The organism is Amycolatopsis sp. NPDC114505, from assembly GCF_055633615.1.
On the sequence record NZ_JBVKDV010000005.1, the window covers coordinates 136,795 to 160,921 of the forward strand.

The window sequence follows — 24,127 nt, forward strand, 5'->3', positions numbered from 1 at the left end:
CGACCAGGAGGCACCCGCATGACCGAGGATTCGGCGAAGGAGCGCATTCTCCGCGCCGCCGAGGCGCTCTTCGCCGAGTCCGGCTTCGACGCCACCCCGACCTCTCGCATCGCCGAGCGGGCCGGGGTGCCGAAGGGGCTGGTGCACTACTACTTCCGGCACAAGGCGGACCTGCTCACCGCGCTCGTCGAGCGGCTGCCCGACGAGCGCATCGAGCCGGCCGTGGTCGTCGTCCCCGGCGACCTCGTGGGCAGCCTGCGCCGGCTCGTCCGCGAGCTCGACCACCGCTTCAGCCGGTCGCTCGGGCTCTCGCACCTGCTGTGGCGCGAGGCCGACACCCACCACGTCGTCCGCGACGCCCTCCACGAGCGCTTCCAGGTGCTCGTGCGCCAGGTCCGCGCGGTGATCCTGGCGGCGACGGGCGGCGGCGTCCCGGCGGCCGACATCGACCGCGCGTCGGGCCTGCTGGCCCGCGCGGTCAGCCACCGGCACGCCACGGCCCGCCACTCGGACGACGACCTGCCCGCCGAGTTCGACGGCGAACTGACGTTCATCGCCGACGCCCTCGTGTCGAAGACCTCGCCGGCTTAGCCCCTTTCTTGGCACGGACGTGCGGCTCCGGCGCGCGGAAGTCGTTACGCCGGAACGGGTCGGTGGTGCTCAGTGCGCGGCGCCGTCCTTGGCCGGCTCGACCAGCTCCACCAGGACGCCGCCCGCGTCCTTCGGGTGGATGAAGTTCACCCGGCTGTTCGACGTGCCGCGCTTGGCCGCGTCGTACAGCAGGCGCAGGCCCTGCTCGCGCAGTGCCGCCGACGCCGCGTCCACATCGGACACGCGGTACGCCAGCTGCTGCAACCCCGGGCCGCTCCTGGCCAGGAACTTGCCGATCGCCGAGTCGTCGCGCAGCGGGGCGAGCAGCTGGATCTGCGTCTCCGTGCCCGCCGTACCGGGCGCGCGCAGCATCGCCTCCCGCACTCCCTGCTCCTCGTTCACCTCCTCGTGCGCCACTTCCAGGCCGAAGTGCGTGCGGTGGAACTCGATGGCCGCGTCCAGGTCCGGGACCGCGATGCCGACGTGGTCGATGGCCGTCACGAACGGCCGCAGGGCGTCATCCATGGGGGCAGGATAGGGGGCGCCCGCCCGGCGTTCTCCCAGAATCGTCGCGTGCCCCGCCTCACACTGGCTCCATCAAGAAGCCCGCCCTCCGGGTATGGTCGGAAAAACTGCCCATGCGCCGAAGCTTGGAGGACGCCGTGTCCGGTTCCGTGATCCTGGGTGCCGCCCGTACACCGATCGGGCGCCTGCTCGGATCCCTCAAGGACTTCACGGGGGCACAGCTGGGCGGGGTCGCGATCAAGGCGGCCCTCGAACGCGCCGGGGTCTCGCCGGACGCGGTGCAGTACACGATCATGGGCCAGGTGCTGACGGCCGGCGCCGGCCAGATCCCGGCCCGCCAGGCCGCGGTCGCCGCGGGCATCCCGATGAGCGTGCCCGCCCTGACGATCAACAAGGTCTGCCTTTCGGGCCTCGACGCCATCGCGCTCGCCGACCAGCTGATCCGCGCCGGCGAGTTCGACATCGTCGTCGCCGGCGGCCAGGAGTCGATGACCCAGGCGCCGCACCTGCTGCCCAAGTCCCGCTCCGGCTTCAAGTACGGCGACACCACGCTCGTCGACCACATGGCCTACGACGGCCTCTTCTGCGCCTTCGACCAGGTGGCCATGGGCTCCTCGACGGAGAAGTACAACTCTCGCTACGGCCTCACCCGCGAGCAGCAGGACGCGTTCTCCGCCCGCTCGCACCAGCGCGCGGCCGAGGCGATCAAGAACGGCTGGTTCGCCGACGAGATCGCGCCGGTCTCCATCCCGCAGCGCAAGGGCGACCCGGTGGTCTTCGACACCGACGAAGGCGTCCGCGCCGACACCACCGCCGAAGGCCTCGCCAAGCTGCGCCCCGCCTTCGCCTCCGACGGCACCATCACCGCGGGCTCGGCCTCGCAGATCTCCGACGGCGCCGCCGCGGTCGTCGTGGCCAGCAAGGCGAAGGCCGAGGAGCTCGGTCTCACGGCGATCGCCGAGATCGGTGCGCACGGCGTCGTCGCCGGGCCGGACGCCAGCCTGCACGAGCAGCCGTCGAACGCGATCCTCGCCGCGCTGGCGAAGGCGAACCTCGGCGCCGACGCGCTCGACCTCGTCGAGATCAACGAGGCCTTCGCCGCGGTCGGGCTCGTCTCGACCGAGAAGCTCGGCCTCGACCCGGAGAAGGTCAACGTCAACGGCGGGGCCATCGCGCTCGGCCACCCGATCGGCGCCTCCGGGGCCCGGCTGGCCGTGCACCTGATCCACGAGCTGCGCCGCCGCGGTGGCGGGCTCGGCGCGGCCGCGCTGTGCGGTGGCGGCGGCCAGGGCGATGCCCTCCTGCTGCGGGTGCCGTCGGCGTAAGTGGCCGGTGCACTCGACCTCGACGACCTGGTCGGCCGCGCGCGGGACGGGCAGCCCCGTGCCGTCGCGCGGCTGCTGTCGCTCGTCGAGGACGCCCATCCCCGCGTCGCCGAGATCGCCCGGGCGCTGACCCCGCACACCGGGCGGGCCAGGGTCGTCGGGCTCACCGGACCACCGGGTGTCGGCAAGTCGACTTCGACGTCGGCCCTGCTCACCGCGTTGCGCGCGGCGGGCAAGCGGGTCGGGGTGCTCGCGATCGACCCGTCTTCGCCGTTTTCGGGCGGGGCGCTGCTCGGCGACCGGATCCGGATGACCGAGCACGCCACCGATCCCGGCGTGTTCATCCGTTCGATGGCCACGCGCGGGCACCTCGGCGGGCTGTCGTGGGCGACCCCGCAGGCGGTGCGCGTGCTCGACGCCGCCGGCTTCGACGTGGTGCTGATCGAGACGGTCGGCGTCGGACAGTCCGAAGTGGACGTCGTGAAGCTGGCCGACACCACGGTGGTGCTGCTCGCGCCGGGCATGGGCGACGGCATCCAGGCCGCGAAGGCCGGGGTGCTGGAGATCGCCGACGTCTTCGTCGTGAACAAGGCCGACCGCGAGGGCGCGGACGCGACGGTGCACGACCTCAAGCAGATGATCTCGCTGGCGCGCCGGGAGATCCGGGGCGCGAGCTGGCGCCAGCCGATCGTGCGGACGGTCGCGGCGAAGGGCGAGGGCATCGACGAAGTCGTGGCGGCGCTGGCCGCGCACCACGCCTGGCTGGTGGAGCACGACGAGCTGGCCCGGCGCCGGGTGGCGCGAGCCCGCGACGAGGTCGAGGCCATCGCCGTGCGCCGATTGCGGGCCGAGCTCGCGGACCTGCGGGGCGGGGGACGGCTGGCCGGGGTGGCTGAGCGCGTCGTCGCACGGGAGATCGATCCGTTCGCCGCCGCGGATGAGCTGATCGCGGACCTGCGGGAGTAGCGCGGCCCGGACCGCCGACGCGAGCCGCGTGAGCAGAAACCGTGCCACGGCAACGGGTCTTCGCCGGAATGTCATGACGCTCTCCCCTCGGGTGCGGCGGGTTTGCCGCGTGATGACCATCGTGCGCCGGGGGTCCGACAGTTTCGGGGGTTCCGGCGTCGAGGTTCACCCGACCGCGTGACGCGAGCGACTTTCGCCGGTTCTTGTTGTCGGTGCCGGGCCCTAGACTGCGGGGCGCTCCGGAACCGGGCGATCACTGGGAGGGCGTGCAGGATGAAGAAGACACTCGTCACGGCGCTGACGGTCGGCGCGTTGTTCGTGGCCGGCAACGGCGTCGCCACCGCGGCCGACGCGCCGCCGCCGAAGACGACGCACGGGCCTTGCCAGTACACCGAAACCCCCGACGAACCGGCTTCGCGGCCGGTGCCGCTGCCGCCCGACCCTCGGCACACGCCGAGCCACGGCAAGGTCGACGTCGCCGTCCCGACCAGCCAGGGCGCGCTGCCGCTGCGGCTCGACCGCGCGAAGGCGCCGTGCACCGTGCAGAGCTTCCTGCACCTGGCGAACCACCGGTTCTACGACCACACGGTGTGCCACCGGCTGACGTCCTACCCGACGTTGAAGGTCCTGCAGTGCGGCGACCCGAGCGCGACCGGCGAGGGCGGGCCGGGCTACAAGTACAAGGACGAGCTGCCGGTGGACCTGCCGCCGTCGCCGACCGACCCGACCGGCGCGCGCAAGGTCTACGCGCGCGGGTTGCTGGCGATGGCCAACGCGGGGCCGGACACGAACGGCTCGCAGTTCTTCGTCGTGTACGGCGATTCCGCGCTGCGGCCGAACTACACGGTGTTCGGCACGGTCGGGGCACAGGGGCTGAAGACTCTGGATCGAGTGGCCGCGGGCGGGATCGTGCCGACCGCGGACGACCCGGCGCCGGTCGACGGGACGCCCGCGCTGCGGACGGAACTGCTCCGCGTCCGGCCTGACTGCTGGTTCTGACGGTGAAGGCGGGCCACTCCCGGTTCGGGGGTGGCCCGCTCCGGGCATCTCGCGTGATTGAGGGGGCATCACGTGTGTCTGGGAAGGCATCACGCGTGATTGGAGGGGCATCACACGTTATTGGGTGGGTCTGGGGCGGGTTAGGACGTGATTTCCCAGAGGGCTTCTATCAGGGTCTGGGTTGCGCCGGCGAAGGCGTGTTTTGGGGTTGCCGCGTAGCCGACTATCAGGCCGCCGGGGCCGTTGGGGGTCATCCAGTAGTCCGTCAGGCCCTCTAAGCCGAGTGCGCGGCGGCTGCAGGCCGCCATGGCCGTCGCCTCGGACGGGCCGTCGGGCGGGAGCATCAGGAGCAAGTGCAGGCCCGCCGCGATGCCTTGGGGGCGGACCGAATCCGGGAGGGCAGCCATGAGACGCGCGCGGCGGGAACGGTACTCCGCCCGGCTGCGGCGGATGTGCTGGTCGTACGCGCCCGAGTCGATCAGCTCGGCCAGCGCCAGCTGTTTCAGCGTCGCCGGCCGGGAGCCGCTGCCGGCCATCGCCGCGCGGACCGGCTCCACCAGCGTCCGCGGCAGCACCAGCCACGCCAGCCGCAGGGCCGGCGCGAGGGTCTTGCTCGCCGTCCCCGCGTAGATCACGCGCTCCGGTGCCAGCGCCTGCAGCGCCCCGACCTGCTGGCGGTCGAAGCGGAACTCGCCGTCGTAGTCGTCCTCCAGCACGAACGCCCCCGAGCGGGCCAGCTCGGCGCGGCGGTGCGGCGCCAGCGTGACGCCGGTGGGGTACTGGTGCGCCGCCGTCACGACCACCGCCGGACTGTCCAAAGCGGACACGTCGAGGCCGTGCTCGTCCACCGGGACGCCGACGATCCGCTGGCCCTGCGCCGCCGCGATCGAGCGGTACATGTCCAACGAAGGGTTCTCGAACGCCATTTCGCCGACGCCGAGCGAGGAAAGGGTCCGGGACACGACGGCGATGGCGTGCGAATACCCGTGGCACACCACGATCCGCTCCGGGTCCGCGACCACGCCGCGGGCGCGGGCGAGGTAGCCGGCCAGGGTGTCCCGCAGTTCGGGCGCGCCCAGCTCCGACTCGTAGCCGAACGCCGACGCCGGGGTCCGCAGCAGGGCACGGCGGGTCGCGGTGATCCACGCCTGGCGGGGGAACGCCGTCAGGTCCGGGCGTCCAGGCCGCAGGTCCCAGCGCGGCGCCGGCTCGCGGGGCGCCGGCCGCGGCGCGGACTGGGGCAGCGAGCCCGCCGTCGCCACGCGGGTCGGCGCGCCCTGGGCCGTGCGCAGGTACCCCTCGGCGGCCAGGTCGGCGTACACCCGCGTGACCGTGCCGCGGGCGATACCCAGGTCGTGGGCCAGGGAACGGGTCGACGGCACCGCCGCGTCCGCCTGCCAGCGGCCCTCGCGGATGGCCGCGCGGATCGCGTCCGCGAGGCCGCCGCGGCCGGTCGAAGGGTCCCAGCCGAGGTGGACGTCGAGCCCGGAACTGGACCACGAATCCGTCATGTGACTGGACCATACCCGTGGACCAGTTCGGACTAGCGTGGATGGCATGACGAAGCGAATCGGACTCGGGCGCGCGCCCGAGATCTACCAGGCGATGGCGAACCTGCAGGCCGAGGTCGAGAAGGCCGCCGCGAACGCGGGCGTCGACCCGAAGCTCCTCGAACTGGTGAAGATGCGGGCCTCCCAGCTCAACGGCTGCGCGTACTGCCTCGACATGCACAGCCGTGACGCCCTCGAGCTGGGTGAGTCCGCCCGCCGGCTGTTCGTACTCGCAGGCTGGCGCGAGACCGACCTGTTCACCGAAGAGGAAGAGGCCGCCCTCGTCCTCACCGAGGCGATGACCAAGCTCTCGGCGACCCAGAGCGTGCCCGACGACGTCTACGAGCAGGCGACGAAGGTGCTCACCGAAGACCAGTACCGCGCGATCGCGTGGGAGATCATCGCGATCAACAGCTGGAACCGCATGGCCGTCACCTCCCACAGCCCGCTCCCGAAGCGCGACGCGTGAGCGCCGCCGGGCTCAAGGCGCTGCACGTTCCCGGCAAGCCGCTGGTGCTGCCGAACGCGTGGGACGCCGACACCGCGAGGCTCGTCGAGGCCGCCGGGTTCCCGGTCGTGGCGACCAGCTCGGTCGCCGTGGCGTCCGTGCTCGGCTTCCCCGACGGCGAGAAAGCCCCGGCCGACGAGATGTTCGCGGCGGCCAAACGCATCGCGACCGCCGTGCGCATCCCGGTGACCGTCGACGCCGAGTCGGGCTACGGCCTGTCCGGTGCCGAGCTGGCGGGACGGCTGCTCGACGCCGGCGCCGTCGGCTGCAACTTCGAGGACACCGACCACGCCACCGGCGACGTGCGGCCGGTCGCCGAGCAGGCGGAGCGGATCGCCGCCCTGCGTGAGGCGGCGGGTGACGGCCTGGTGATCAACGCCCGCGTCGACTCGTTCCGCGGCGTCGATCCGAAGGACCACCTGGCCGACGGCATCGCCCGGGCGAAGGCCTACTTCGAGGCGGGCGCCGACTGCGTCTACCCGATCCACCTGCGCACGCCCGAGGTGCTCGCGGCGTTCGTGCAGGGGGCCGGCGGCGCCGTCAACGCGCCCGCGTGGCCGGGCAGCCCGGGCCTGGACGGTCTCGCCGAACTGGGCGTGGCGCGGATCTCGCTCGGCGGCGGGCTCTGGCAGTACGCCCGCAAGCACCTCGAAGCGACTCTCGCGAGCGTCGCCGAGGGGAAGCTGCCTTACTGACCGTGGAATGGCCGAAGGCCGCCGCGAGGATTACTCACGACGGCCTTCGGTGTCTTCGGGGGGTTAGTGCGCGACGGCCTTCTCGGCGCCCGCACCGGTCAGGGAGCGGACCTCCATCTCGGCGTACTTCTTCTCGTCGTGCTCCTTGGACAGGATCGTGCCCAGCCAGCCCAGGATGAACGCGGCCGGGATCGAGACCAGGCCCGGGTTGCTCAGCGGGAACCAGGCGAAGTCCGCGGTCTTGATCATCGACGTGCTCTTGCCGGACACCGCCGGCGAGAACACGATCAGCACGATCGTGATGGCCAGTCCGCCGTAGATCGACCACAGCGCGCCCTGGGTGTTGAAGCGCTTCCAGAACAGCGAGTAGAGGATCGTCGGCAGGTTCGCCGACGCCGCCACCGCGAACGCGAGTGCCACGAGGAACGCGACGTTCTGCCCGTTGGCCAGGATGCCGCCGCCGATCGCGAGCGCGCCGATCACCACCGCGGTGATCCGGGCGACCTTGACCTCCGAGTTCGGCGACGTCTTGCCCCGCTTGATGACGTTCGCGTAGACGTCGTGCGCGAAGGACGCGGACGCCGTGATCGTCAGGCCGGCGACCACCGCGAGGATCGTGGCGAACGCGACCGCGGAGATCAGGCCCAGCAGCACCGGCCCGCCCAGTTCGAGCGCGAGCAGCGGCGCCGCGGAGTTGACCCCGCCGGGTGCCTTCTTGATCGTGTCCGGCCCGACCAGCGCACCGGCGCCGTAGCCGAGCACCAGCGTGAACAGGTAGAACACGCCGATCAGCACGATCGCCCAGACCACCGAGCGACGCGCGTCGCGGGCGGTCGGCACCGTGTAGAAGCGCATCAGGACGTGCGGAAGACCGGCCGTGCCCAGCACCAGCGCGATGCCGAGGGAGAAGAAGTCCAGCTTGGACGTTCCGGTGGCGCCGTACTGCTTGCCCGGGCCGAGCAGCGTCTCCCCGGCCTTGCCCGCCTTGTCGACGGCGGCCTGCAGCAGGCTGGAGAAGTTGAAGTTGTACTTGCCCAGCACCCACAGCGTGATCACGAGCGCGCCGACGATCAGCAGCGCGGCCTTGATGATCTGCACCCAGGTGGTGCCCTTCATGCCGCCGATGAGGACGTAGGCGATCATGATGATGCCGACCACGGCGATCACGATGGCCTGCGCGCCACCGCCTTCGACGCCGAGCAGCAGCGCGACGAGACCGCCGGCACCGGCCATCTGGGCCAGCAGGTAGAAGAAGGACACGATCAGCGTCGACGTCGCGGCCGCGGCCCGCACCGGGCGCTGCTTCATCCGGAACGCCAGCACGTCGCCCATCGTGAACTTGCCGGTGTTGCGCAGCAGTTCCGCGACCAGCAGCAGCGCGACGAGCCACGCGACCAGGAAGCCGATGGAGTAGAGGAAGCCGTCGTAGCCGTTGATGGCGATCGCGCCGGCGATGCCGAGGAACGACGCCGCCGACAGGTAGTCACCCGAGATCGCGATGCCGTTCTGGGGACCGGTGAAGGCGCGGCCGGCCGCGTAGTAGTCGGACGCGGTCTTGGTGTTGCGGCTGGCCCGGAACACGATCACCAGCGTGATGACCACGAACGCGGCGAAGATCAGGATGTTGAGGAGCGGGTTGCTGCCTTCCACTCCCGCGGCGATGTTCGTCATGCCTGCTCCTTCTGGGCGTCGCCTTCGATGTCCTCGCGGATCTTCTCCGCGACCGGGTCGAGCTTCCGGTTCGCGTACCGGACGTAGAGGCCGGTGATGACGAACGTCGAGACGAACTGGAGCAGGCCGAAGATCAGGCCGACGTTGATGTTGCCGAAGACCTTCGTGCTCATGAAGCCGTGCGCGTAGTCCGCGAGGAGCACGTACAGCAGGTACCAGACGAGGAACACCGCCGTCATCGGGAAGACGAACCGGCGCAGGCGGCTGCGCAGCTCACGGAACTCGGTACTTTCGTGCGCGCGTTCCCAGATGGTTTCTGACGTGTCCGGGGGCCCGCCGCCAGTGTCGGTCGTGCTCATCGCTGCTCCCTGCGACGTTGCGGAAAGTGACCTGCGACACCGTAGGGAGTTGTGAGTCTCGTGTGAAGATTCAGCGGTTCAACAGCCGGGCGAGACGACGAACGGTTGACGAACGGTCGCGCGGTCCGGCCGAACGGGGTTCGTCCAGATGCAGGCGCAGCATCGCGGCCGTCGACCAGGTGGGTGGCCTGCCCCTCAGGGAGACCAACGCCATTACGCCGAACGCCAGCGGTACCGACCAGGGTGCCGGTTGCTGCACCAAGATCGCCACCCAGCCGCGCAGCGGCGGCCCGGCGAGGGCGTACAGGATCGAGCCGGACGACGCGACGAGGCCGGTCAGCACGCCGGCGATCCCGCCGGCCGCGGTCAGCCGCGGCCACCAGATGCCGAGCACGAGCAGCGGGCAGAACGTCGACGCGGCCACGGTGAAGCCCCACGTGACGAGCACCCCGGCGTCGAGCTCGGCCGAACGCAGCGCCAGCAGCACCATCACGCCGGCGACGCCGAACACGGCGATCCGCAGCCGGCGCAGCCCGCCGGGGACGAGGTCGTGCGCGATCGCGCCGGACATCACCAGAAGCAGCCCGAGCGACGTCGCCAGGAAAGCCGCGAAGGCGCCCGCGGTCAGCAACGCCGTGAAGAGGCCGCCGGCCCAGCCACTGTCCACTTGGTACGGCAGCGCGACGACCACGGTGTCCGTGGCGCCGGAGAGGTAGAGCCCCGGCACGAGGACGCGGCCGAGAACGCCGTAGACGCCGGGGAAGAGGTAGAAGATCCCCAGCAGGGCCACGGTGATCGCGGCGGTGCGGCGCGCGGCGCGGCCGTCGGGGCTGGTGTGGAAGCGCATGAGCACGTGCGGCAGGCCCATCGTGCCGAGCATCGTCGCGATGAGCACCGCCCACGTCCCGAGCAGTGGGTAGCCCTGGTCGCCGAGGTCGAGCAGCGGGCGCTGCCAGTCGTGCCCGCCGAGCGGGGCGCCGCCGCGCACCGCGGGGACCGCCGTGCCTTCGCCGAACACGACCTCGTCCTGGCTGTGTGCGGTGAATTCGCCAGGGAGCAGGGTTTCCGCGACGCCGTTGCGCCGCACGGCGGTCGGCTCGCGGATCTCCATGGTGACGTCGACCTCGAACTTCACCGGTGTCTCGCGGGCGAAGTGGGTGAACTCGACGGGGTTCAGCGCGTCGGTCCGGTTGACCGCGCCGGCCTGCAGCACCAGCCAGATCGCCGGGATCAGGAACAGCAGCAGCTTCAGCACGAACTGGAACGCCTGCACGTACGTCGCCGCGCGCATCCCGCCCAGCGCGAGGGTGACGCTGACCGCGGCGCCGGCCAGCACCACGCCGACCCAGTACGGCGTGCCGCCGACCGCGGTGAGCACCAGCCCGGCGGTGCGGAACTGCGGGACGACGTAGATGGTGCCGATCACCAGGACGACGACCGCGGCCAGGCGGCGCAGCGCGGGGGAGTTGAGCCGGGCTTCGGCGAAGTCGGGGACGGTCAGCGCGCCCGAGCGCCGCATCGGCGCGGCGACCAGCACGAGCATCGCGATGTAGCCGGCGGTGAAGCCGACCGGGTACCAGAGCGCCCCGATGCCGTCCTTGACGACGAGCCCGGCGACGCCCAGAAATGAGGCCGCGGACAGGTATTCGCCCGAGACGGCGGCCGAGTTCACCAGCGGCGAGATCCGCCGGGAGGCGACGAGGAAGTCCGACGTCGTGCGCATGGCGGCGACCCCGCGGACGCCGATGAGCAGCGTCACGAGCACGACCGGCGCGACGGCGAGTGCGACGCCCACTAGCCGTCGTCCTCGAGGCGCTCGGCGCGGCGCAGCTGCCAGCGGGCCAGCAGGGCCATCGCCGGGTAGGGGAGGACCGCGATCATCAGCCAGGACACCGGGATTCCGAGCAGGCGCAGGGTGTCCAGGCCCGGGAAGATCGCGAAGAGGCCGGGCAGGCCGAGGAGGAGGGCGAACATGAGGACGAGCGCGGGGACGCCCCGGCGGCGCTGAGCGCGGTAGAGGGCGGTGGCGCGCTGGGTGTCGCCGACGGGGAGGCGGGTCTGCCGCCAGCGGTGCCGCGAGCGGCGGCGGGCGTGGGCGAGACGGGTCTGCGGGCTGGTGACGGCGACCCGGCGGATCTTGCTCATCGCGGGCCTGCCTGGCGGTGGGTGGCTTCGGGCTGGGCGCTCATCGCGGGCCCGCCGCGGAGTGGCTGCCTTCGGCGCGGGCGCTCATCGCTGGCCCGGCCCGAGCTGGCCGCGCTGGGCGGCTTCGAGCAACCTGTCCCGCAGGTCGCGCGCGTGGCGGCGGCTGACCGGGACGTCTCCCGCCTCGGTGTGCGCCAGCAGGCCGCCCGCCGAGTCGCTCCGCAGCTCCAGCACCGCCCCGACGGACAGCAGGAACCCGCGGTGCACCCGGCTGAACCCCGTTCCCTCCCAGTACTCCTCGAGCCGGGAGATCGGCATCCGCACCAGGTGGACGCCGGAGCGCGAGTGCAGCCGGACGTAGTCGCCGTGGGCCTCCACGAACAGCACGTCGTCGCGGCGGACGTACCTCGTGCGGCCGCCGGACTCGACCGGGAGTGCCGCCATCGCGTCCGGGGTCGAGCGCGATGACGGCGTCGCCATGCGCGTCACCTTCGCCAGCGCCGCGGAAAGCCGTTCCGCGCGGACCGGTTTCAGCAGGTAATCGACGGCGCCGATGCCGTACGCCGTCACCGCGTGGCCGTCGTGGGCCGTGACGAACACGATCACCGGCGGCTCGCTCAGCTTCGCCAGCAGCCCGGCCAGCTCGAGCCCGTCGAGGCCCGGCATCGAGATGTCGAGGAACACCGCGTCGAACCTGTCGGCCTGAAGCAGCCTCAACGCCTTCAGCGCGTCGGCCGCACCCACGACTTCGCCGACTTCGGGCGCTTCGCGCAGCATGCGGCACAACTCGTCCAGGGCCGGCGGCAGATCGTCGACGGCGAGCACGCGGAGCCCGGTCACGGCAGCACCCCCGGCTGGAACCGCGGCACCCGGACGACCACCCGGGTGCCCGCGCCGACCTCGGTTTCGACGGTCAGCCCGTACCAGGCGCCGTAGACGTCGCGCAGTCGTCTGTCCACATTGGCCAGTCCGAGACCGGCGGGGTCGTCCTCGCCGGTGCGCCCCGCCAGGATGTCCGCCGCGCGCTTCGGGTCCATGCCGACCCCGTCGTCCTCGACGAAGATCACGCAGTCGTTCCCTTCCGCCTGGCCGTGCACCTGGACCAGCCCGGTGCCCGACCGGGGCTCGATGCCGTGCCGGATCGCGTTCTCCACCAGCGGCTCCAGCACGAGGTAGGGCACCGCGACGGCGAGGATCTCCGGCGCGACCCGCACCTGGACGCGCAGCCGCTCGCCGAGCACCGCCCGCTGCAGCGCCAGGTACGTCTCGATCGCGCGGAACTCCTCGGCGACCACCGTGTACTCGCCGTGGCGCGCGAGGCTGTAGCGCGTGTAGTCGGCGAAGTCCAGCATCAGGTCGCGGGCGCGGTCGGGGTCCGAGCGCACCAGCGACGCGATGACGGTCAGCGCGTTGTAGACGAAGTGCGGGGACATCTCGGCCCGCAGCGCCCGCAGTTCGGCCTGTGCCGCCTGTTCCGCCGACGCCTCGAGCCGGCCGCGCTCGAGGGCTTGGACGACGAGGTCGGCGGCCTGGCCGGCGACGGCGTCCCGGACGTCGCCGACGACCAGCAGCGCCCCGGCCAGTTCGTCGCGGACGTGCAGCGGCAGCACGAGGACGTCGGGTGCTGAGCCGGGTTCCTCGGTGTGGAGGACGCCGTCGAGCACCGTCGCGACGACCGCGTCCGGCCCCGGCCGCCCCGACCAGAGCAGCGAGCCGGACAGGTCGGTGAGGCCGAGCCCGGGGAAGCCGAAGAGCCGCCGCAGGCTGTGGGCGGCGCGGCGGGCGCGGGTGCCGGACAGGCCGTCGCGCAGGTCGTCGGTGATCCGGCGGGCGGCGGCGAGCACCGGCAGCGGGTCGGCACGGGAGGCCGGACGCAGGTGCACGGTCATCGGGCCTCCCCTCGGCGGCGGTGTCCAGGGGACCAGATCCTACGGCTACGCGGGCCCGTCACGGTCGGCCAGCACCTGGGCGTGGCGGCGGTGACGGCGCCAGGTCCGGTAGTCGTCGAGCGCCGTGCCGCGGCCGCGCAGGAGGGCGTTCGCCGGGTACGGCCGGTCCGGCAGCGAGATCCAGCCGGTCGTGCGGGTCTCCTTGACCGCCACCGGCACCGGCCGGAACGTCGCCGGGTCGAGCGCCTCGCTGTGCCGGACGACCTCGTCGAAGAACCAGCCCGACGTGATCAGCGCCAGCACCCCGCGCGAGGACTTGAGCGCCTCCTTCAGCGGTGGGGCCTCCAGCAGCCGGAACGTCTGGTTGATCGCCGGCGCCGTGACGCCGAAGTCGTCGTAGGCGACCTCGCCCGCGTGCAGGGCCATGCGCAGCCGGATCCGGGCCTCGGCGTGGTGGGTCAGGTTGTGGCGGTGCAGCGCCACGGCGAGCGCGTTGGGCAGGTACTCGACGAAGGGCCCTTTGGGGATCTCCGCCGGGGCGAGGACGAAGACGCCGTCCCCGCAGTCCTCTCTCCGGCAGTTCAGCCACGGGAGGCCGGCGTCCTCGAAGGCCCGGAACAGCGCGCGGTACAGCCCTTTGCGCAACGCCAGGCGGTGTGGCGTCGTCCTGCGCTGGTCGCCGTAGCCCTCGACGTCCACGGCGAGGATCGTCCGATGTTCCGCCGGCCGCTCGTAGTTCATCGCACCCTCCCCGCGATCATGCATGTGCCGATGCATGTGCAGATGAGTGTGACGTGGAACACTCGGGGAAGGGAACCGGCTGTGCGGTGAACGGTGCCTGGGCCGCGGTGACCGGCAGTGAGCGATCGGCGTTCGTGAAATCGCCTGGTGAGCGGATTGACAAGCATCACCGGGGAAGCTGACGGACAGAACGTGAAAGCGGCGGAGCCGTGCCGGGTCGCGGCACGGCCCCGCCGCCGATCAGGGGGTCAGCAGGACTGCTTGTAGAAGTACTGCGAGTTGGCGTCCATGTCCGCCTTGGTGATCGAGTGCAGCTCCGCGGTCAGGTTCCGCGTCACCGGCTTGCCCTCGATGGCCGCCACGGCCTGCTGGACGCCCTGGGTGCCGATCGAGGCCGGGTCCTGGGCGATCAACGCCTGGTACTGGCCGTTCTTGAGGCCTTCGACCTCGGACGGGCTGGCGTCGAAGCCGATCAGGTTGACCGCGCCGACCTTGCCCGCGTTGCGCAGGCCGGTCGCCGCACCCTCACCGGTGTTGAGGTTGGTCGCGAAGACGCCGATCAGGTCCGGGGTCGACGACAGCGCCGCCGTCACCTTGGCCGCGGCCTGCTCGGGCTCGTTCTGGGTGAACTGCACGCCGATCGACTTCAGGGCCGGGGTGTTCTTCAGCTCGTCCTCGAAGCCCTTCACGCGGGCCGCCGTGGTGGAGGTGCCGGCGATCGTGTCGAGCACCAGCACCGAGCCGCTCTTGCCGTTCGCGAGCTTGGCCATCGTCTGCGCCGCGAGCTTGCCGCCCGCGGCGTTGTCGGAGGAGACCGACGACGCGGCCACGCTCGTGTCCTTCAGCGAGGTGTCGACCTCGACGATCTTCGTGCCGCGCGCCTTGACCTGCTGGATCGGCGCGAGCATCGCCGTGTCGTCGGTCGGGGCGATGAGCAGCGCCGCCGGCGGGTTCGAGCCGAGGGCGTTGACCAGCTGGGTCTGCAGCGGCGCGTCGAACTTCTGCGGCGCCTGCGTGGTCAGCTCGTAGCCGAGCTTCTTCGCCTCGGCCTGCGCGCCGCACTGCAGCGAGATGTAGAACGGCTCGGCCTGCACACCCGGGATCAGCGCCAGCTTCTTGCCGCCGACCGGCTGGGCGGCGTCACCCGACCCGGTCTGCCCGACCGTGCCGGACCCGCACGCGGTGAGCAGCGCGGCGGCCGAGGCCAGCGCGCCGACGGCCACGAAAGTCTTGGTGAGCTTCATAAGCACCTCTTTGTACTCGGGGGAACTCAGCTTTGTACTCGGGGGAACTCAGCGGGAGTTGCGGCGGCTGCGGCGCCGCTGGTCGAACCAGACCGCGGCGATCAGGACCCAGCTGACGATGAACATCTGCCAGAAGTCCTGGACGTGGATGATGTTGAAGCCCTTGCGCAGCACCGCGGGGATGAACACCCCGATCACCGTGCCCAGGATCGTGCCGACGCCGCCGAACAGGCTGGTCCCGCCCATCACGACCGCGGCGATGGCGTTGAGGTTGTCGGTGGTGTGCCCGGAGATGGTGGTCGAGTTGTAGTAGGCCAGCGAGAGGAACCCGGCGATCCCGGCCAGGAGACCCGTCAGCGTGTACACCTTCAGCAGGTGGGCGGTGACGCCGATGCCGACTCGCCGCGCGCCCTCGGCGTTGGAGCCCACCGCGAAGGTGTAGCGGCCGAACTTCGTCGTCCGCAGCAGCCAGGCCCCGATGACGGTGATCACGATCGCCACGATCACCAGGTTCGGCACCACGCCGAAGGAGGTGCCGTAGCCCAGCGTCTTCGTGAGCTCGGCCGGCACCGTGCGCAGGTCCGAACCGCCGTTGAGCAGGTAGGCGGTGGCCAGGGAAGCCCCCATGGTGCCGAGCGTGACGATCAGCGGCGGGAGCTTGGCCAGCGCGACCAGCGCGCCGTTGATCAGGCCCCAGATCGTGCCGGTGACCACGGCGACGACGAGGCCGACGACGATGACGCCCCAGCCCGCGTCGGACGCGTCGCCACCGGACAGCGCTTCCATCGTCTTGCCGCCGACCATCCCCGAGAGGATCAGCACCGAGCCGACCGAGAGGTCGATGCCCGAGGTGATGATCACGAACGTCATGCCGACGGAAAGGATGAGCAGGACCGAGGACTCGATGAACAGCGTCTGGAAGGTGAACAGCGTCGGGAACGTGTCCGGCGCGATCACGCTGAAGAGCACGACCAAGGCCAGCAGGACCAGCCCGATCCAGAACGTGTTGGCCTCCACCAGGCGCTTGCCCAGCGGCCGCTTGCCGAAACCCGCTTCGGGTGTTTCCTGGATGTCCTGGGTGGGTGCGCTCACGCGGCCTCCTCCTGCACGAGTGCCCCGGTCATCGCGGCGACGAGGTCCTCGAGCTTCGTGTCCGGCCCGGTGAACCGGGCGACGCGCTTGCCGAGCCGCAGCACCTCGACGCGGTCGGCGACCGACAGCACCTCGGGCATGTTGTGGCTGATCAGCACGACGGCGATGCCCTTGTCGCGCACCTTCTTGATGACGTCGAGCACGCGCTCGCGCTGCACGACCCCGAGCGCGGCGGTCGGCTCGTCCATGAACACGACCTTCGACGCCCACACGACCGAACGCGCGACCGCGACGCTCTGCCGCTGCCCGCCGGACAGCGAGCCGATCGGGACGTCGGTGCTCTGCAGCGTCACGCCGAGGCGCTGGAACTCCTCGACGGCCTGGCGCCGCATCTCGGCCTTGTCGATCATGCCGAGCTTGCCGAGGATGCCCTTGCGGTGGATTTCGCGGCCCAGGAACAGGTTCGCCGCCGGATCCAGCTCGGGAGCGACGGCCAGGTCCTGGTAGACGGTCTCGATGCCCAGCCGCCGCGCCGTGGTCGGCGAGTCGAAGTGCGCTTCCTTGCCGTCGAGGAGGATCGTTCCCGACGTCGGCTGTTCCGCGCCCGAGAGGCACTTGACCAAAGTGGACTTGCCGGCGCCGTTGTCGCCGATCAACGCCGTCACTTCGCCGGCGCGAGCCTGGAAAGCCGCCCCGCGCAAGGCTTCGACCGACCCGTAGTGCTTCGTCAGGTCGACCGCTTCCAGCAGGATTTCGCTCATCCGTGCCTCTCCTCCGGTGCCGGCGGCCGGCAGCGGATCACCGTCGCCGTGCCCGACAGCTCGGTCTGGCCGGCGTCGAACGGCACGACGTAGGTGTCGCCCTTCGTCAGCGCGTGCTCGCCGCCGTGCTCGGTGCGCAGGGTGCCTTCCCCGTCGAGGACGACGAGCACCGCGAACGACGGGTCCAATGACAACGTTGTCGTCTTGTCCGTACGCAGTTGCTCGGCTCGGAAGAACCGCTCCGATCCGCCGGCCAGCAGGTCGACGGTGGACGCGCTGTCGCCCGCGGTGCGCTTGATGATCGTGTCCAGCCGCCCGGCGTCCCAGCCGGAAGTGTCGAGCGCCTCGATGGCGGTGTCGAACCCGATTCCGAGGTGGCCCTTCTCCGGCGACGCGAGAAAGTCACGCCACTCGATGGTGAGCGAGAAGTCCGTCGGCTGCTGCAGCTCGACGACGAACACGCCCTCGCCGATCGCGTGCGGCAGCCCGGCCGGGATGTAGACGGTGTCGCCGGCGGTCACCGGGACGCTGTTCAGCGCGCCCAGCATCGACGGCACGTCCTGCTCGCGCGTCCACTCGGACACCGTCGCCTTGGACAGCGTCTCCTTGAAGCCGGGGTAGACGCGCGGGTCGTCGCCGTAGGTGCCGACCACGATCCACGCCTCGGTCTTGCCGAAGTGCGAGTCGAAGTGCTGCTTCGCGAAGGCGTCGTCGGGGTGGAAGTGGACGGGCAGCCGCTGGCCCGCGTCGAGCAGCTTGACCAGCAGCCCGGTCGACGTCCCGAGCGCCTCGACGTGCTTGGCGCCGAGCCAGCCGGCCGGGTTCGCGACGACGGCGTCGCGCAGCCAGTCGCCGCCGGGGAGCCGGGTCAGTCCGTTGGTGTCCTGGCCGAACATGGTGCTCACCGAGGCGACCCAGTCCTCCGGGCCGAACTTCTTTTCCGGCGACGCTCCGCGCAGTGCCGCGATGGCGTCGCCGCCGCGGTAGAACTGCGGCGGCTGGTTGGCGGGGAGCCGGATGGGTTCGAGGGTCACGGGGCGACCTCACCGGAGCCGCGGGCGACGAGATGCACAGGCAGGACGACCTTTCTGGGCGGGGACTGATCTCCTTGGACACGGGCGAAGAGCAGCTCGGCCGCGGCGTGGCCGAGCGCGCTCACGTCGTGCGCGACGACGGTGACCGGCGGGTCGAGCAGATCCGCCAGCTCGAAGTCGTCGAAGCCGACCATCGCCGGGCGCTGCTCGGCGTGGGCCAGCGCGCGCAGCACGTGCACGGCGACCCGGTTGTTGCCCGCGATCACCGCGGTGGCCGCGTCCGGGCCGTGCAGCAGGCGCTTCACGGCGTCGCCGATGTAGTCCTGGGTCGGCGTCCGCATGGAGACCAGGGACTCGTCGTAGGAGATCCCGTTGCGGACACAGCCTTCGCGGAACCCGCGCAGGCGCTCGGCCGCGGTGAAGATGTCCGGGCTGTCGCCGAGGAACGCGATCCGCCGGTGGCCGTGCTTCGCCAGGTGGGTGACGGCTTCGATGGTGCCGCCGAGGTTGTCGACCAGCACCGTGTCGGCGACGATGTCGCCCGCCGGGCGGTCGATGAACACCACCGGCGTGCCCGCGCGCATCTCCGGCACGAGATAGCCGTGCTGCAGGCCGGCCGGGACGACGAGGATGCCGTCCACCCGCCGCGCGCAGAACTCGAGGACGAGCTCGCGCTCGCGGTCGGAGTTCTCCTCGGACGAGCCGGTGAGCACCTGGCGCCCGAACGACGTCGCGATGCGCTCGACCGCGCGGTTCAGCTCGGAGTAGAAGGGGTTGCCGACGTCCTCGACGATCAGCCCGATGGTCCCGGTCGTCGACCCGCGGCGCAGGTTGCGCGCGCCCAGGTTGCGCCGGAACCCCAGCTGCTCGATGGCCGCCATGACCCGCTCGGCGGTGTCCGGGTGCACCGCCGGTTCGTCGTTGACCACGCGCGAGACGGTCTTGATGCTCACGCCGGCCAGCCGGGCCACATCGCTCATGGTGGCCCGCCTGCTCGCGGTGCGCGGTGCGCCGTCGCGGTCCCGGCCGGGAGGAGACAACGTTGTCATAGTGACCGGGATTGAACGCCACCCGCCCGTGGCTTGTCAACGGTCTGCGCGCGGATTGTGCCGATTCGGCTACCGACGTCGTAGGTCAGACGGCTGATCATGCTGTCCCGAAGTGGACAGGTCTTGACGGGACCCTTGACTGTCTGGTGAGCCGCTGCCCAAGGTGGCCCGGTTCGACCGACTGCGCGACAAGGTTGTCATGACACCGTTTCCGGTCGCGCTGACGAGGTGAAAGGCGATGGCCATGGCGCGATTGCGCTTAAGAGCCGGTTTGACCTTTTTGACACTGGCGGTGACGGCAGCGGTGGCTCCCGCTGTCCCCGCCGCGGCAGCTCAGAGCACCGATTTCGCGAAGTGGGTCAACCCCTTCGTCGGCACCCGCCCCGGCGGCGCCGACCACGGCACCGGGGGCGGTGCCGGCAACACGTTCCCGGGCGCGGTGGCGCCGTTCGGCATGGTCCAGTGGAGTCCCGACACGGTGAAGTCCCAGCCCGGCGGGTACTTCTACGACGACGACGCCCTGACCGGGTTCAGCCTCACGCACCTTTCGGGCGCGGGCTGTTCGACCTATCAGGACATCCCGTTCATCCCTTATGTCGGTGAAGTGACGACTTCGCCGGCCACCGACCCGTCGCACTACACGTCGAAGTTCTCGCACGCCAACGAACACGCGACCGCGGGCGCCTACGACGTCACCCTCGACAGTGGAGCGAAGGTCGAGCTGGCCGCGACCCAGCGCACCGGCTCCGCGCGGGTGTCCTACCCGGCCGGCGCGTCCTCGACGCTGCTGGTGAACACGTCCGGCTCGGTCAACGGCACCGACGACGCGTCGATCACCATCGGCAAGGACACCATCAGCGGCTGGGCCACGAGCGGCCGGTTCTGCGGCGCGAAGAACAGCTACCGCGTCTACTTCTCGGCCAAGTTCGACACGCCGTTCGAGTCGATCGGCACGTGGAAGAACGGCGCCGTGACGCCGGGCAAGTCCGCCGAAACCGGGGGCGCGAAGGCGAAGGTCGCGCAGCCCAACGGCGTGAACGCTTCCATCGCACGCCCGGCCAAGGCCAAGACGCAGGACACCACCGTGTCCGGTCCGGGCAGCGGCGGGTACGTCACCTTCGCGAACCTCAACGGCGCGCAGGTGAACGTCCAGGTCGGACTGTCCTTTGTGTCCGTGGACGGCGCGAAGGCCAACCTCAAGGCCGAGAACACCAAGAAGTCGTTCGACACCGTGGCCGCCAGCGCGCGCAAGGCGTGGAACGACCAGCTCGGCAAGATCGCCGTCACCGGCGGCTCGGACGCCGACATGACGACGTTCTACACCTCGCTGTACCACTCGCTGATCCAGCCGAACGTCTTCTCCGATGTGGACGGTCAGTACCCGGGCTTCGACGGGCGGATCCACAAGGCCGACAAGGGCCACGCGATGTACACGAACTTCTCCGGCTGGGACATCTACCGCTCGGAGGTCCCCCTCCTGGCGACGATCGACCCGAAGGAGACCTCGGACATCGTCCGGTCGATGATGGCCTACGCCGAGCAGGGCGGGTCGTGGGACCGCTGGACGGTGGCCAACGACTACACCGGCGTCATGAACGGCGACCCGTACCACATCATCGTGTCCAGCGCGTACGCGTTCGGCGCGCGTGACTTCGACGCCCAGAAGGCGTTGCTTCTCATGATCAAGGGCGCCACCCAGCCGACGCAGGGCTACACCGAGCGGCCGGGCCTCGACGACTACCAGAAGCTCGGCTACGTGCCGGGCGCCGGCGCGGACACCCTGGAATACACCAGCGCCGACTTCTCCATCGCCGAGTTCGCGAAGCGCCTCGGCGACAGCGCGACGTACACGACGTTCATGAAGCGCGCGCAGAACTGGCAGAACCTCTACAACCCGGGCACCGGTCACCTGCAGCCGCGCAACGCGGACGGCTCGTTCGCCGGCACCTACGACCCCGCCAGCTCGCAGGGCTGGGTCGAGGGCAACGGCGCGCAGTACGAGTGGATGGTGCCCTACGACCTCGGCGGCGTCGTGACGGCGTTCGGCGGGAACACCGCGACCCAGTCGCGGCTGGACACCTTCTTCACCCAGCTGAACGCGGGCACGCAGGAGCCGTACGCCTTCATGGGCAACGAGCCGAACTCCAACGCGCCGTACGTCTACTCCTACGCGGGCGCGCCGGCCAAGACCCAGTCGATCGTGCACCGCTCGATGGACGAGCTGTACAACCCGCGTCCCGAAGGCCTGATCGGCAACGACGACCTCGGCCAGATGTCGGCCTGGTACGTCTGGTCGGCGCTCGGTGTCTACCCGGAGATCCCGGGCCGCGCCGAGACGCTGCTCGTCACGCCGCGCTTCGAGCACGCCGTGCTCACCACCGGCTCGGGCAAGAAGATCACCATCAACGCGCCGGGCACCGGCGACTACGTGGGCAGCCTGAAGGTCAACGGCGGCGCGGCTTCGAAGGCGTGGCTGCCGGAGGCGCTGATCTCCAGCGGCGGCACGCTCGACTACACCCGCTCCGCCACCGCGACAGCGTGGGGCAGCGCGGCGGCCGACGCGCCGCCGTCGTTCCGCGAGCAGGAGAAGCCGAGCCTGTCCTTTGTGGACCCGGCCCGCGCGGTGACACCCGCGGGGTCGACGTCCCAGGCTTCGGTGGGCGTCCAGGACCTCTCCGGCACCGCCCGGACCTGGACCTACAGCGCGGCGAGCGTCGACGGGATCACGCTGACCCCGGCGTCGGGCAGCATCGCCGTCCCGGCGGGCGGCAAGGCCAACGCCGAGGTGACGGTGACCGTCCCGGCCGGACTGGCCGACGGCGCCCGCCGCATCCCGGTGACGTTCTCCGCGCCGGGTGTGGCTTCGACGCAGGCGGTGCTGACCGTGCTCGTGGCCCAGCCGAACAGCTGGCTCGCCACGGTCGACAACGCGGGCATCTCGCCGGACTCCGACTCGTCGGCGGCCAACTTCGACGGCGGCGGCTGGAGCTACTCGGCGAACGCGCTGGCCGCGGCCGGCGCCACCCCGGGCGGCACGGTGACCAGTGACGGCATCAAGTTCACCTGGCCGTCGTTCCCGGCCGGAGACCCGGACAACGTGGTCGCAGGCGGCCAGAAGGTGAACGTCACGGGTTCCGGACGGCTGGCGTTCCTCGGTTCGGCGTCCAACGGCAATGCGTCCGGCACGCTGACGATCACCTACACCGACGGCAGCACGTCCACCGCGACCATCGGGTTCTCCGACTGGACCCTCGGTGGCGGCGGCGCGCAGCCGGCGTTCGGCAACCGGATCGTGCTGTCCACGCCGTACCGCAACGCCGCGGGCAGCGACCCGCAGCAGATCCGCACGATGGTGTTCGGCACCAACCCGATCACCCTCGACGCGGGCAAGACGGTGGCGAGCGTGACGTTGCCGTCGAACGTCAGCGGCGGCGCACTGCACGTGTTCGCCATCGGTATCGGCGCATAACCCACGAAGACGACGGCCCCCTCCCGCACGGGAGGGGGCCGTTCCCATGCCGGCGGAATGGCCGGATCCGGCCAGTGTCATCCCCCGTTCGGCCCCTTACTCGCGATGATCTCTGCGTTACGTTGATCCGGCCCAAGGGGAGTGGGGAGGTGGGGTCGCGCGTGCCGGTTTCGCCGGAACCGTTGGTGTTCCCGGACGTCGAGCAGGCCGTCGCGGAGTTCCTCCGCGCCCGGCCCGAGCTGTCCGGCATCCCGGTGGGATCGTCGGTCCCGCCGGGTTTCGACGGCACCCAGCGCGCTGTCGTGCTCACCCGGCTCGGCGGCGTCTACCTCGACGACGACCGGCTCGACAACGCGGAAGTGCGGCTGGACTCCTACGGTCCGGACAAGACCGCCGCGCACGCTGTCGCGCTGGCCGTGCGGGGTGTGCTGCCGCTCCTGGGCGTTTCCGGCGGCACGGTGTTCCCCGACACGACCGAGCTCCAGGGGCCGTGCTTCGTGCTCGACCGGAGGCATTCCGACGCGAACCGGTACGTCATGCGGTACCGGTTCGTCGCGCAAGTCGTATCCAGACCGGCCTGACCGGCCGGCGGCGCAGTGGGAGGGCTGCTCATGCCAGGACTGAACGCCAGCGAAATCCGGGTGGCCGGAACCGGAGCCGTCTACGTGGCCCCGGCGCACACCCCGATGAACTTCACCGGTGAGTGGGCGTCGCCGTGGACCGACCTCGGCTACACGACCGCGGACGGGGTCAAGTTCGTCAAGAAGGACAAGCTCGACCCGGTGGACACGTGGCAGTCGGTCGCCGCGATCCGGTACGTCTTCAGCGATCGCGACTTCTCGGTGAAGTTCTCGCTGCTGCAGATCAACAGCGACACGCTGCAGTTCTTCTTCAGTTCGCCCCCGCCGTCGGGCGGTGTGTACAACATCGCCGCCGCGCCGAAGGTGGAAGAGCGCGCGCTCGGCATCGAATTCTCCGACGGCGCGGTGAAGAACCGGTTCTACATCCCGCGCGGGGTGGTCACCGAAACCGACGAAACCGCGATCACGCGGACGTCGGCGATCAAGCTGGGCGTGACGTTCACGGCGATGACGCCGATCAACAGCGCGTCGGAGCCGCTGGCGCAGTGGTCCATCAGCGAGGCGGCCGCCGCGGCCGCCGGGACGTCCGAGTGACGGGGGAACGCACCACATGGCGAAGTACGACGTCAACGCCGCCCGGGCGCAGCGCCTGGAAGCGCTGGGGGAGCGCTGGGAGTTCGAGCTCGACGGCGACACCTTCAGCCTGCCGACCGAGCTGCCGAGGGACGCGGTGAGCAGGCTGGCGGCGCTCGATCCGTCCGATTTGGACGGTCTGCTGCAGGTCCTGCTCGGCGACGAGCAGTTCAAGCGGCTGGACGACCACTCGCTCAGCGTCCAGGACGTCCAGGCACTGCTGGAGGCCTACGGTCGCGACACCGGTATGGCGCTGGGGGAATCCTCGGCCTCGACGCGCTCCTGAGCGAGCACGGCGAG

The 24,127-nt window shown here is 71.0% G+C and carries 24 protein-coding genes; 10 read left to right on the plus strand and 14 right to left on the minus strand.

What is annotated here, in order from left to right; all coding sequences use genetic code 11:
- Window positions 1-18 precede the first annotated feature (18 nt).
- Window positions 19-591 (plus strand): TetR/AcrR family transcriptional regulator, encoded by a 573-nt coding sequence (locus ACZ7OU_RS43485; RefSeq protein WP_470245310.1) that lies wholly within the window; start codon window positions 19-21, stop codon window positions 589-591.
- 69 nt (window positions 592-660) lie between these two features.
- Here ACZ7OU_RS43485 and mce read toward each other — a convergent pair whose 3' ends face one another.
- Window positions 661-1,116 (minus strand): methylmalonyl-CoA epimerase, encoded by a 456-nt coding sequence (gene mce, locus ACZ7OU_RS43490; protein ID WP_470245309.1) that lies wholly within the window; start codon window positions 1,114-1,116, stop codon window positions 661-663.
- 137 nt (window positions 1,117-1,253) lie between these two features.
- Between mce and ACZ7OU_RS43495 the strand changes: the two genes are divergently transcribed.
- The 3 genes from ACZ7OU_RS43495 to ACZ7OU_RS43505 all read left to right on the plus strand — a co-directional run bounded on the left by ACZ7OU_RS43495 (window position 1,254) and on the right by ACZ7OU_RS43505 (window position 4,406).
- Window positions 1,254-2,441, plus strand: a complete 1,188-nt coding sequence (locus ACZ7OU_RS43495; RefSeq protein WP_470245308.1) for an acetyl-CoA C-acetyltransferase — start codon at window positions 1,254-1,256, stop codon at window positions 2,439-2,441.
- Complete coding sequence (gene meaB, locus ACZ7OU_RS43500) at window positions 2,442-3,407, plus strand: methylmalonyl Co-A mutase-associated GTPase MeaB (RefSeq protein WP_470259768.1); 966 nt, start codon at window positions 2,442-2,444, stop codon at window positions 3,405-3,407. It begins immediately after the preceding gene.
- Between the two features lie 273 nt (window positions 3,408-3,680).
- A complete protein-coding gene (locus ACZ7OU_RS43505; protein WP_470259769.1) occupies window positions 3,681-4,406 on the plus strand; it encodes a peptidylprolyl isomerase in 726 nt (241 codons plus the stop codon).
- Window positions 4,407-4,546: 140 nt separating this feature from the next.
- Here ACZ7OU_RS43505 and pdxR read toward each other — a convergent pair whose 3' ends face one another.
- Entirely contained in the window at window positions 4,547-5,917 is a 1,371-nt protein-coding gene (pdxR, locus tag ACZ7OU_RS43510; protein ID WP_470259770.1) for a MocR-like pyridoxine biosynthesis transcription factor PdxR, read from the minus strand.
- A 46-nt stretch (window positions 5,918-5,963) separates the two neighbouring features.
- Between pdxR and ACZ7OU_RS43515 the strand changes: the two genes are divergently transcribed.
- Window positions 5,964-6,425 (plus strand): carboxymuconolactone decarboxylase family protein, encoded by a 462-nt coding sequence (locus tag ACZ7OU_RS43515; RefSeq protein WP_470245304.1) that lies wholly within the window; start codon window positions 5,964-5,966, stop codon window positions 6,423-6,425.
- A complete protein-coding gene (locus ACZ7OU_RS43520) occupies window positions 6,422-7,159 on the plus strand; it encodes an isocitrate lyase/PEP mutase family protein (RefSeq protein ID WP_470259771.1) in 738 nt (245 codons plus the stop codon). The genes ACZ7OU_RS43515 and ACZ7OU_RS43520 overlap by 4 nt, the downstream gene beginning before the upstream one ends.
- Window positions 7,160-7,222: 63 nt before the next feature.
- On the opposite strand, the gene ACZ7OU_RS43525 is transcribed toward ACZ7OU_RS43520, so the two are convergent.
- From ACZ7OU_RS43525 to ACZ7OU_RS43580, 12 genes are all read right to left on the minus strand, one after another.
- Window positions 7,223-8,830 (minus strand): solute symporter family protein, encoded by a 1,608-nt coding sequence (locus ACZ7OU_RS43525; RefSeq protein ID WP_470259772.1) that lies wholly within the window; start codon window positions 8,828-8,830, stop codon window positions 7,223-7,225.
- Window positions 8,827-9,189, minus strand: a complete 363-nt coding sequence (locus tag ACZ7OU_RS43530; RefSeq protein ID WP_470259773.1) for a DUF485 domain-containing protein — start codon at window positions 9,187-9,189, stop codon at window positions 8,827-8,829. Before ACZ7OU_RS43530 ends, ACZ7OU_RS43525 begins: the two co-directional genes overlap by 4 nt.
- 70 nt (window positions 9,190-9,259) lie before the next feature.
- On the minus strand, window positions 9,260-10,984 hold the full coding sequence (locus ACZ7OU_RS43535) for a sodium/solute symporter (RefSeq protein WP_470259774.1): 1,725 nt from the start codon (window positions 10,982-10,984) through the stop codon (window positions 9,260-9,262).
- Window positions 10,984-11,334, minus strand: a complete 351-nt coding sequence (locus ACZ7OU_RS43540) for a hypothetical protein (RefSeq protein ID WP_470245299.1) — start codon at window positions 11,332-11,334, stop codon at window positions 10,984-10,986. Before ACZ7OU_RS43540 ends, ACZ7OU_RS43535 begins: the two co-directional genes overlap by 1 nt.
- Before the next feature lie 84 nt (window positions 11,335-11,418).
- Window positions 11,419-12,174 (minus strand): LytR/AlgR family response regulator transcription factor, encoded by a 756-nt coding sequence (locus tag ACZ7OU_RS43545; RefSeq protein WP_470245298.1) that lies wholly within the window; start codon window positions 12,172-12,174, stop codon window positions 11,419-11,421.
- Window positions 12,171-13,223, minus strand: coding sequence for a sensor histidine kinase (locus ACZ7OU_RS43550; protein ID WP_470245297.1), 1,053 nt, complete (start codon window positions 13,221-13,223; stop codon window positions 12,171-12,173). The genes ACZ7OU_RS43545 and ACZ7OU_RS43550 overlap by 4 nt, the downstream gene beginning before the upstream one ends.
- A 45-nt stretch (window positions 13,224-13,268) precedes the next feature.
- Complete coding sequence (locus ACZ7OU_RS43555) at window positions 13,269-13,964, minus strand: hypothetical protein (protein WP_470245296.1); 696 nt, start codon at window positions 13,962-13,964, stop codon at window positions 13,269-13,271.
- 248 nt (window positions 13,965-14,212) lie between these two features.
- Window positions 14,213-15,208, minus strand: coding sequence for an ABC transporter substrate-binding protein (locus ACZ7OU_RS43560; RefSeq protein ID WP_470259775.1), 996 nt, complete (start codon window positions 15,206-15,208; stop codon window positions 14,213-14,215).
- Between the two features lie 48 nt (window positions 15,209-15,256).
- A complete protein-coding gene (locus ACZ7OU_RS43565) occupies window positions 15,257-16,300 on the minus strand; it encodes an ABC transporter permease (RefSeq protein ID WP_470245294.1) in 1,044 nt (347 codons plus the stop codon).
- Window positions 16,297-17,061: an ATP-binding cassette domain-containing protein gene (locus ACZ7OU_RS43570; protein WP_470259776.1), complete on the minus strand. Its 765-nt coding sequence runs from the start codon at window positions 17,059-17,061 to the stop codon at window positions 16,297-16,299. Before ACZ7OU_RS43570 ends, ACZ7OU_RS43565 begins: the two co-directional genes overlap by 4 nt.
- Window positions 17,058-18,095, minus strand: a complete 1,038-nt coding sequence (locus tag ACZ7OU_RS43575; RefSeq protein ID WP_470259777.1) for a class I mannose-6-phosphate isomerase — start codon at window positions 18,093-18,095, stop codon at window positions 17,058-17,060. The genes ACZ7OU_RS43570 and ACZ7OU_RS43575 overlap by 4 nt, the downstream gene beginning before the upstream one ends.
- The gene (locus ACZ7OU_RS43580; RefSeq protein ID WP_285484432.1) at window positions 18,092-19,075 is read right to left on the minus strand and encodes a LacI family DNA-binding transcriptional regulator; all 984 of its coding nucleotides are present in this window, start codon (window positions 19,073-19,075) and stop codon (window positions 18,092-18,094) included. Before ACZ7OU_RS43580 ends, ACZ7OU_RS43575 begins: the two co-directional genes overlap by 4 nt.
- 313 nt (window positions 19,076-19,388) lie before the next feature.
- Here ACZ7OU_RS43580 and ACZ7OU_RS43585 point away from each other — a divergent pair, with 313 nt between their 5' ends.
- The 4 genes from ACZ7OU_RS43585 to ACZ7OU_RS43600 all read left to right on the plus strand — a co-directional run bounded on the left by ACZ7OU_RS43585 (window position 19,389) and on the right by ACZ7OU_RS43600 (window position 24,113).
- Window positions 19,389-22,613 (plus strand): GH92 family glycosyl hydrolase, encoded by a 3,225-nt coding sequence (locus ACZ7OU_RS43585; RefSeq protein WP_470260160.1) that lies wholly within the window; start codon window positions 19,389-19,391, stop codon window positions 22,611-22,613.
- A 161-nt stretch (window positions 22,614-22,774) separates the two neighbouring features.
- Entirely contained in the window at window positions 22,775-23,194 is a 420-nt protein-coding gene (locus ACZ7OU_RS43590) for a hypothetical protein (protein WP_470259778.1), read from the plus strand.
- Window positions 23,195-23,224: 30 nt separating this feature from the next.
- Window positions 23,225-23,788 carry a phage tail tube protein gene (locus tag ACZ7OU_RS43595; RefSeq protein ID WP_470245290.1) on the plus strand — a complete coding sequence of 188 codons (564 nt, stop codon included), beginning with the start codon at window positions 23,225-23,227 and terminating at the stop codon, window positions 23,786-23,788.
- 16 nt (window positions 23,789-23,804) lie between these two features.
- Window positions 23,805-24,113, plus strand: coding sequence for a hypothetical protein (locus tag ACZ7OU_RS43600; RefSeq protein ID WP_086673097.1), 309 nt, complete (start codon window positions 23,805-23,807; stop codon window positions 24,111-24,113).
- The last annotated feature ends 14 nt before the right edge of the window (window positions 24,114-24,127 follow it).

Coding starts and splice junctions, on each gene's coding strand:
- ACZ7OU_RS43485 (WP_470245310.1), top strand. CDS start 19: ATGACCGAGGATTCGGCGAAGGAGCGCATTCTCCGCGCCGCCGAGGCG.
- mce (WP_470245309.1), bottom strand. CDS start 1,116: ATGGATGACGCCCTGCGGCCGTTCGTGACGGCCATCGACCACGTCGGC.
- ACZ7OU_RS43505 (WP_470259769.1), top strand. CDS start 3,681: ATGAAGAAGACACTCGTCACGGCGCTGACGGTCGGCGCGTTGTTCGTG.
- pdxR (WP_470259770.1), bottom strand. CDS start 5,917: ATGACGGATTCGTGGTCCAGTTCCGGGCTCGACGTCCACCTCGGCTGG.
- ACZ7OU_RS43515 (WP_470245304.1), top strand. CDS start 5,964: ATGACGAAGCGAATCGGACTCGGGCGCGCGCCCGAGATCTACCAGGCG.
- ACZ7OU_RS43525 (WP_470259772.1), bottom strand. CDS start 8,830: ATGACGAACATCGCCGCGGGAGTGGAAGGCAGCAACCCGCTCCTCAAC.
- ACZ7OU_RS43530 (WP_470259773.1), bottom strand. CDS start 9,189: ATGAGCACGACCGACACTGGCGGCGGGCCCCCGGACACGTCAGAAACC.
- ACZ7OU_RS43540 (WP_470245299.1), bottom strand. CDS start 11,334: ATGAGCAAGATCCGCCGGGTCGCCGTCACCAGCCCGCAGACCCGTCTC.
- ACZ7OU_RS43550 (WP_470245297.1), bottom strand. CDS start 13,223: ATGACCGTGCACCTGCGTCCGGCCTCCCGTGCCGACCCGCTGCCGGTG.
- ACZ7OU_RS43555 (WP_470245296.1), bottom strand. CDS start 13,964: ATGAACTACGAGCGGCCGGCGGAACATCGGACGATCCTCGCCGTGGAC.
- ACZ7OU_RS43560 (WP_470259775.1), bottom strand. CDS start 15,208: ATGAAGCTCACCAAGACTTTCGTGGCCGTCGGCGCGCTGGCCTCGGCC.
- ACZ7OU_RS43570 (WP_470259776.1), bottom strand. CDS start 17,061: ATGAGCGAAATCCTGCTGGAAGCGGTCGACCTGACGAAGCACTACGGG.
- ACZ7OU_RS43580 (WP_285484432.1), bottom strand. CDS start 19,075: ATGAGCGATGTGGCCCGGCTGGCCGGCGTGAGCATCAAGACCGTCTCG.
- ACZ7OU_RS43585 (WP_470260160.1), top strand. CDS start 19,389: ATGGCGCGATTGCGCTTAAGAGCCGGTTTGACCTTTTTGACACTGGCG.
- ACZ7OU_RS43595 (WP_470245290.1), top strand. CDS start 23,225: ATGCCAGGACTGAACGCCAGCGAAATCCGGGTGGCCGGAACCGGAGCC.
- ACZ7OU_RS43600 (WP_086673097.1), top strand. CDS start 23,805: ATGGCGAAGTACGACGTCAACGCCGCCCGGGCGCAGCGCCTGGAAGCG.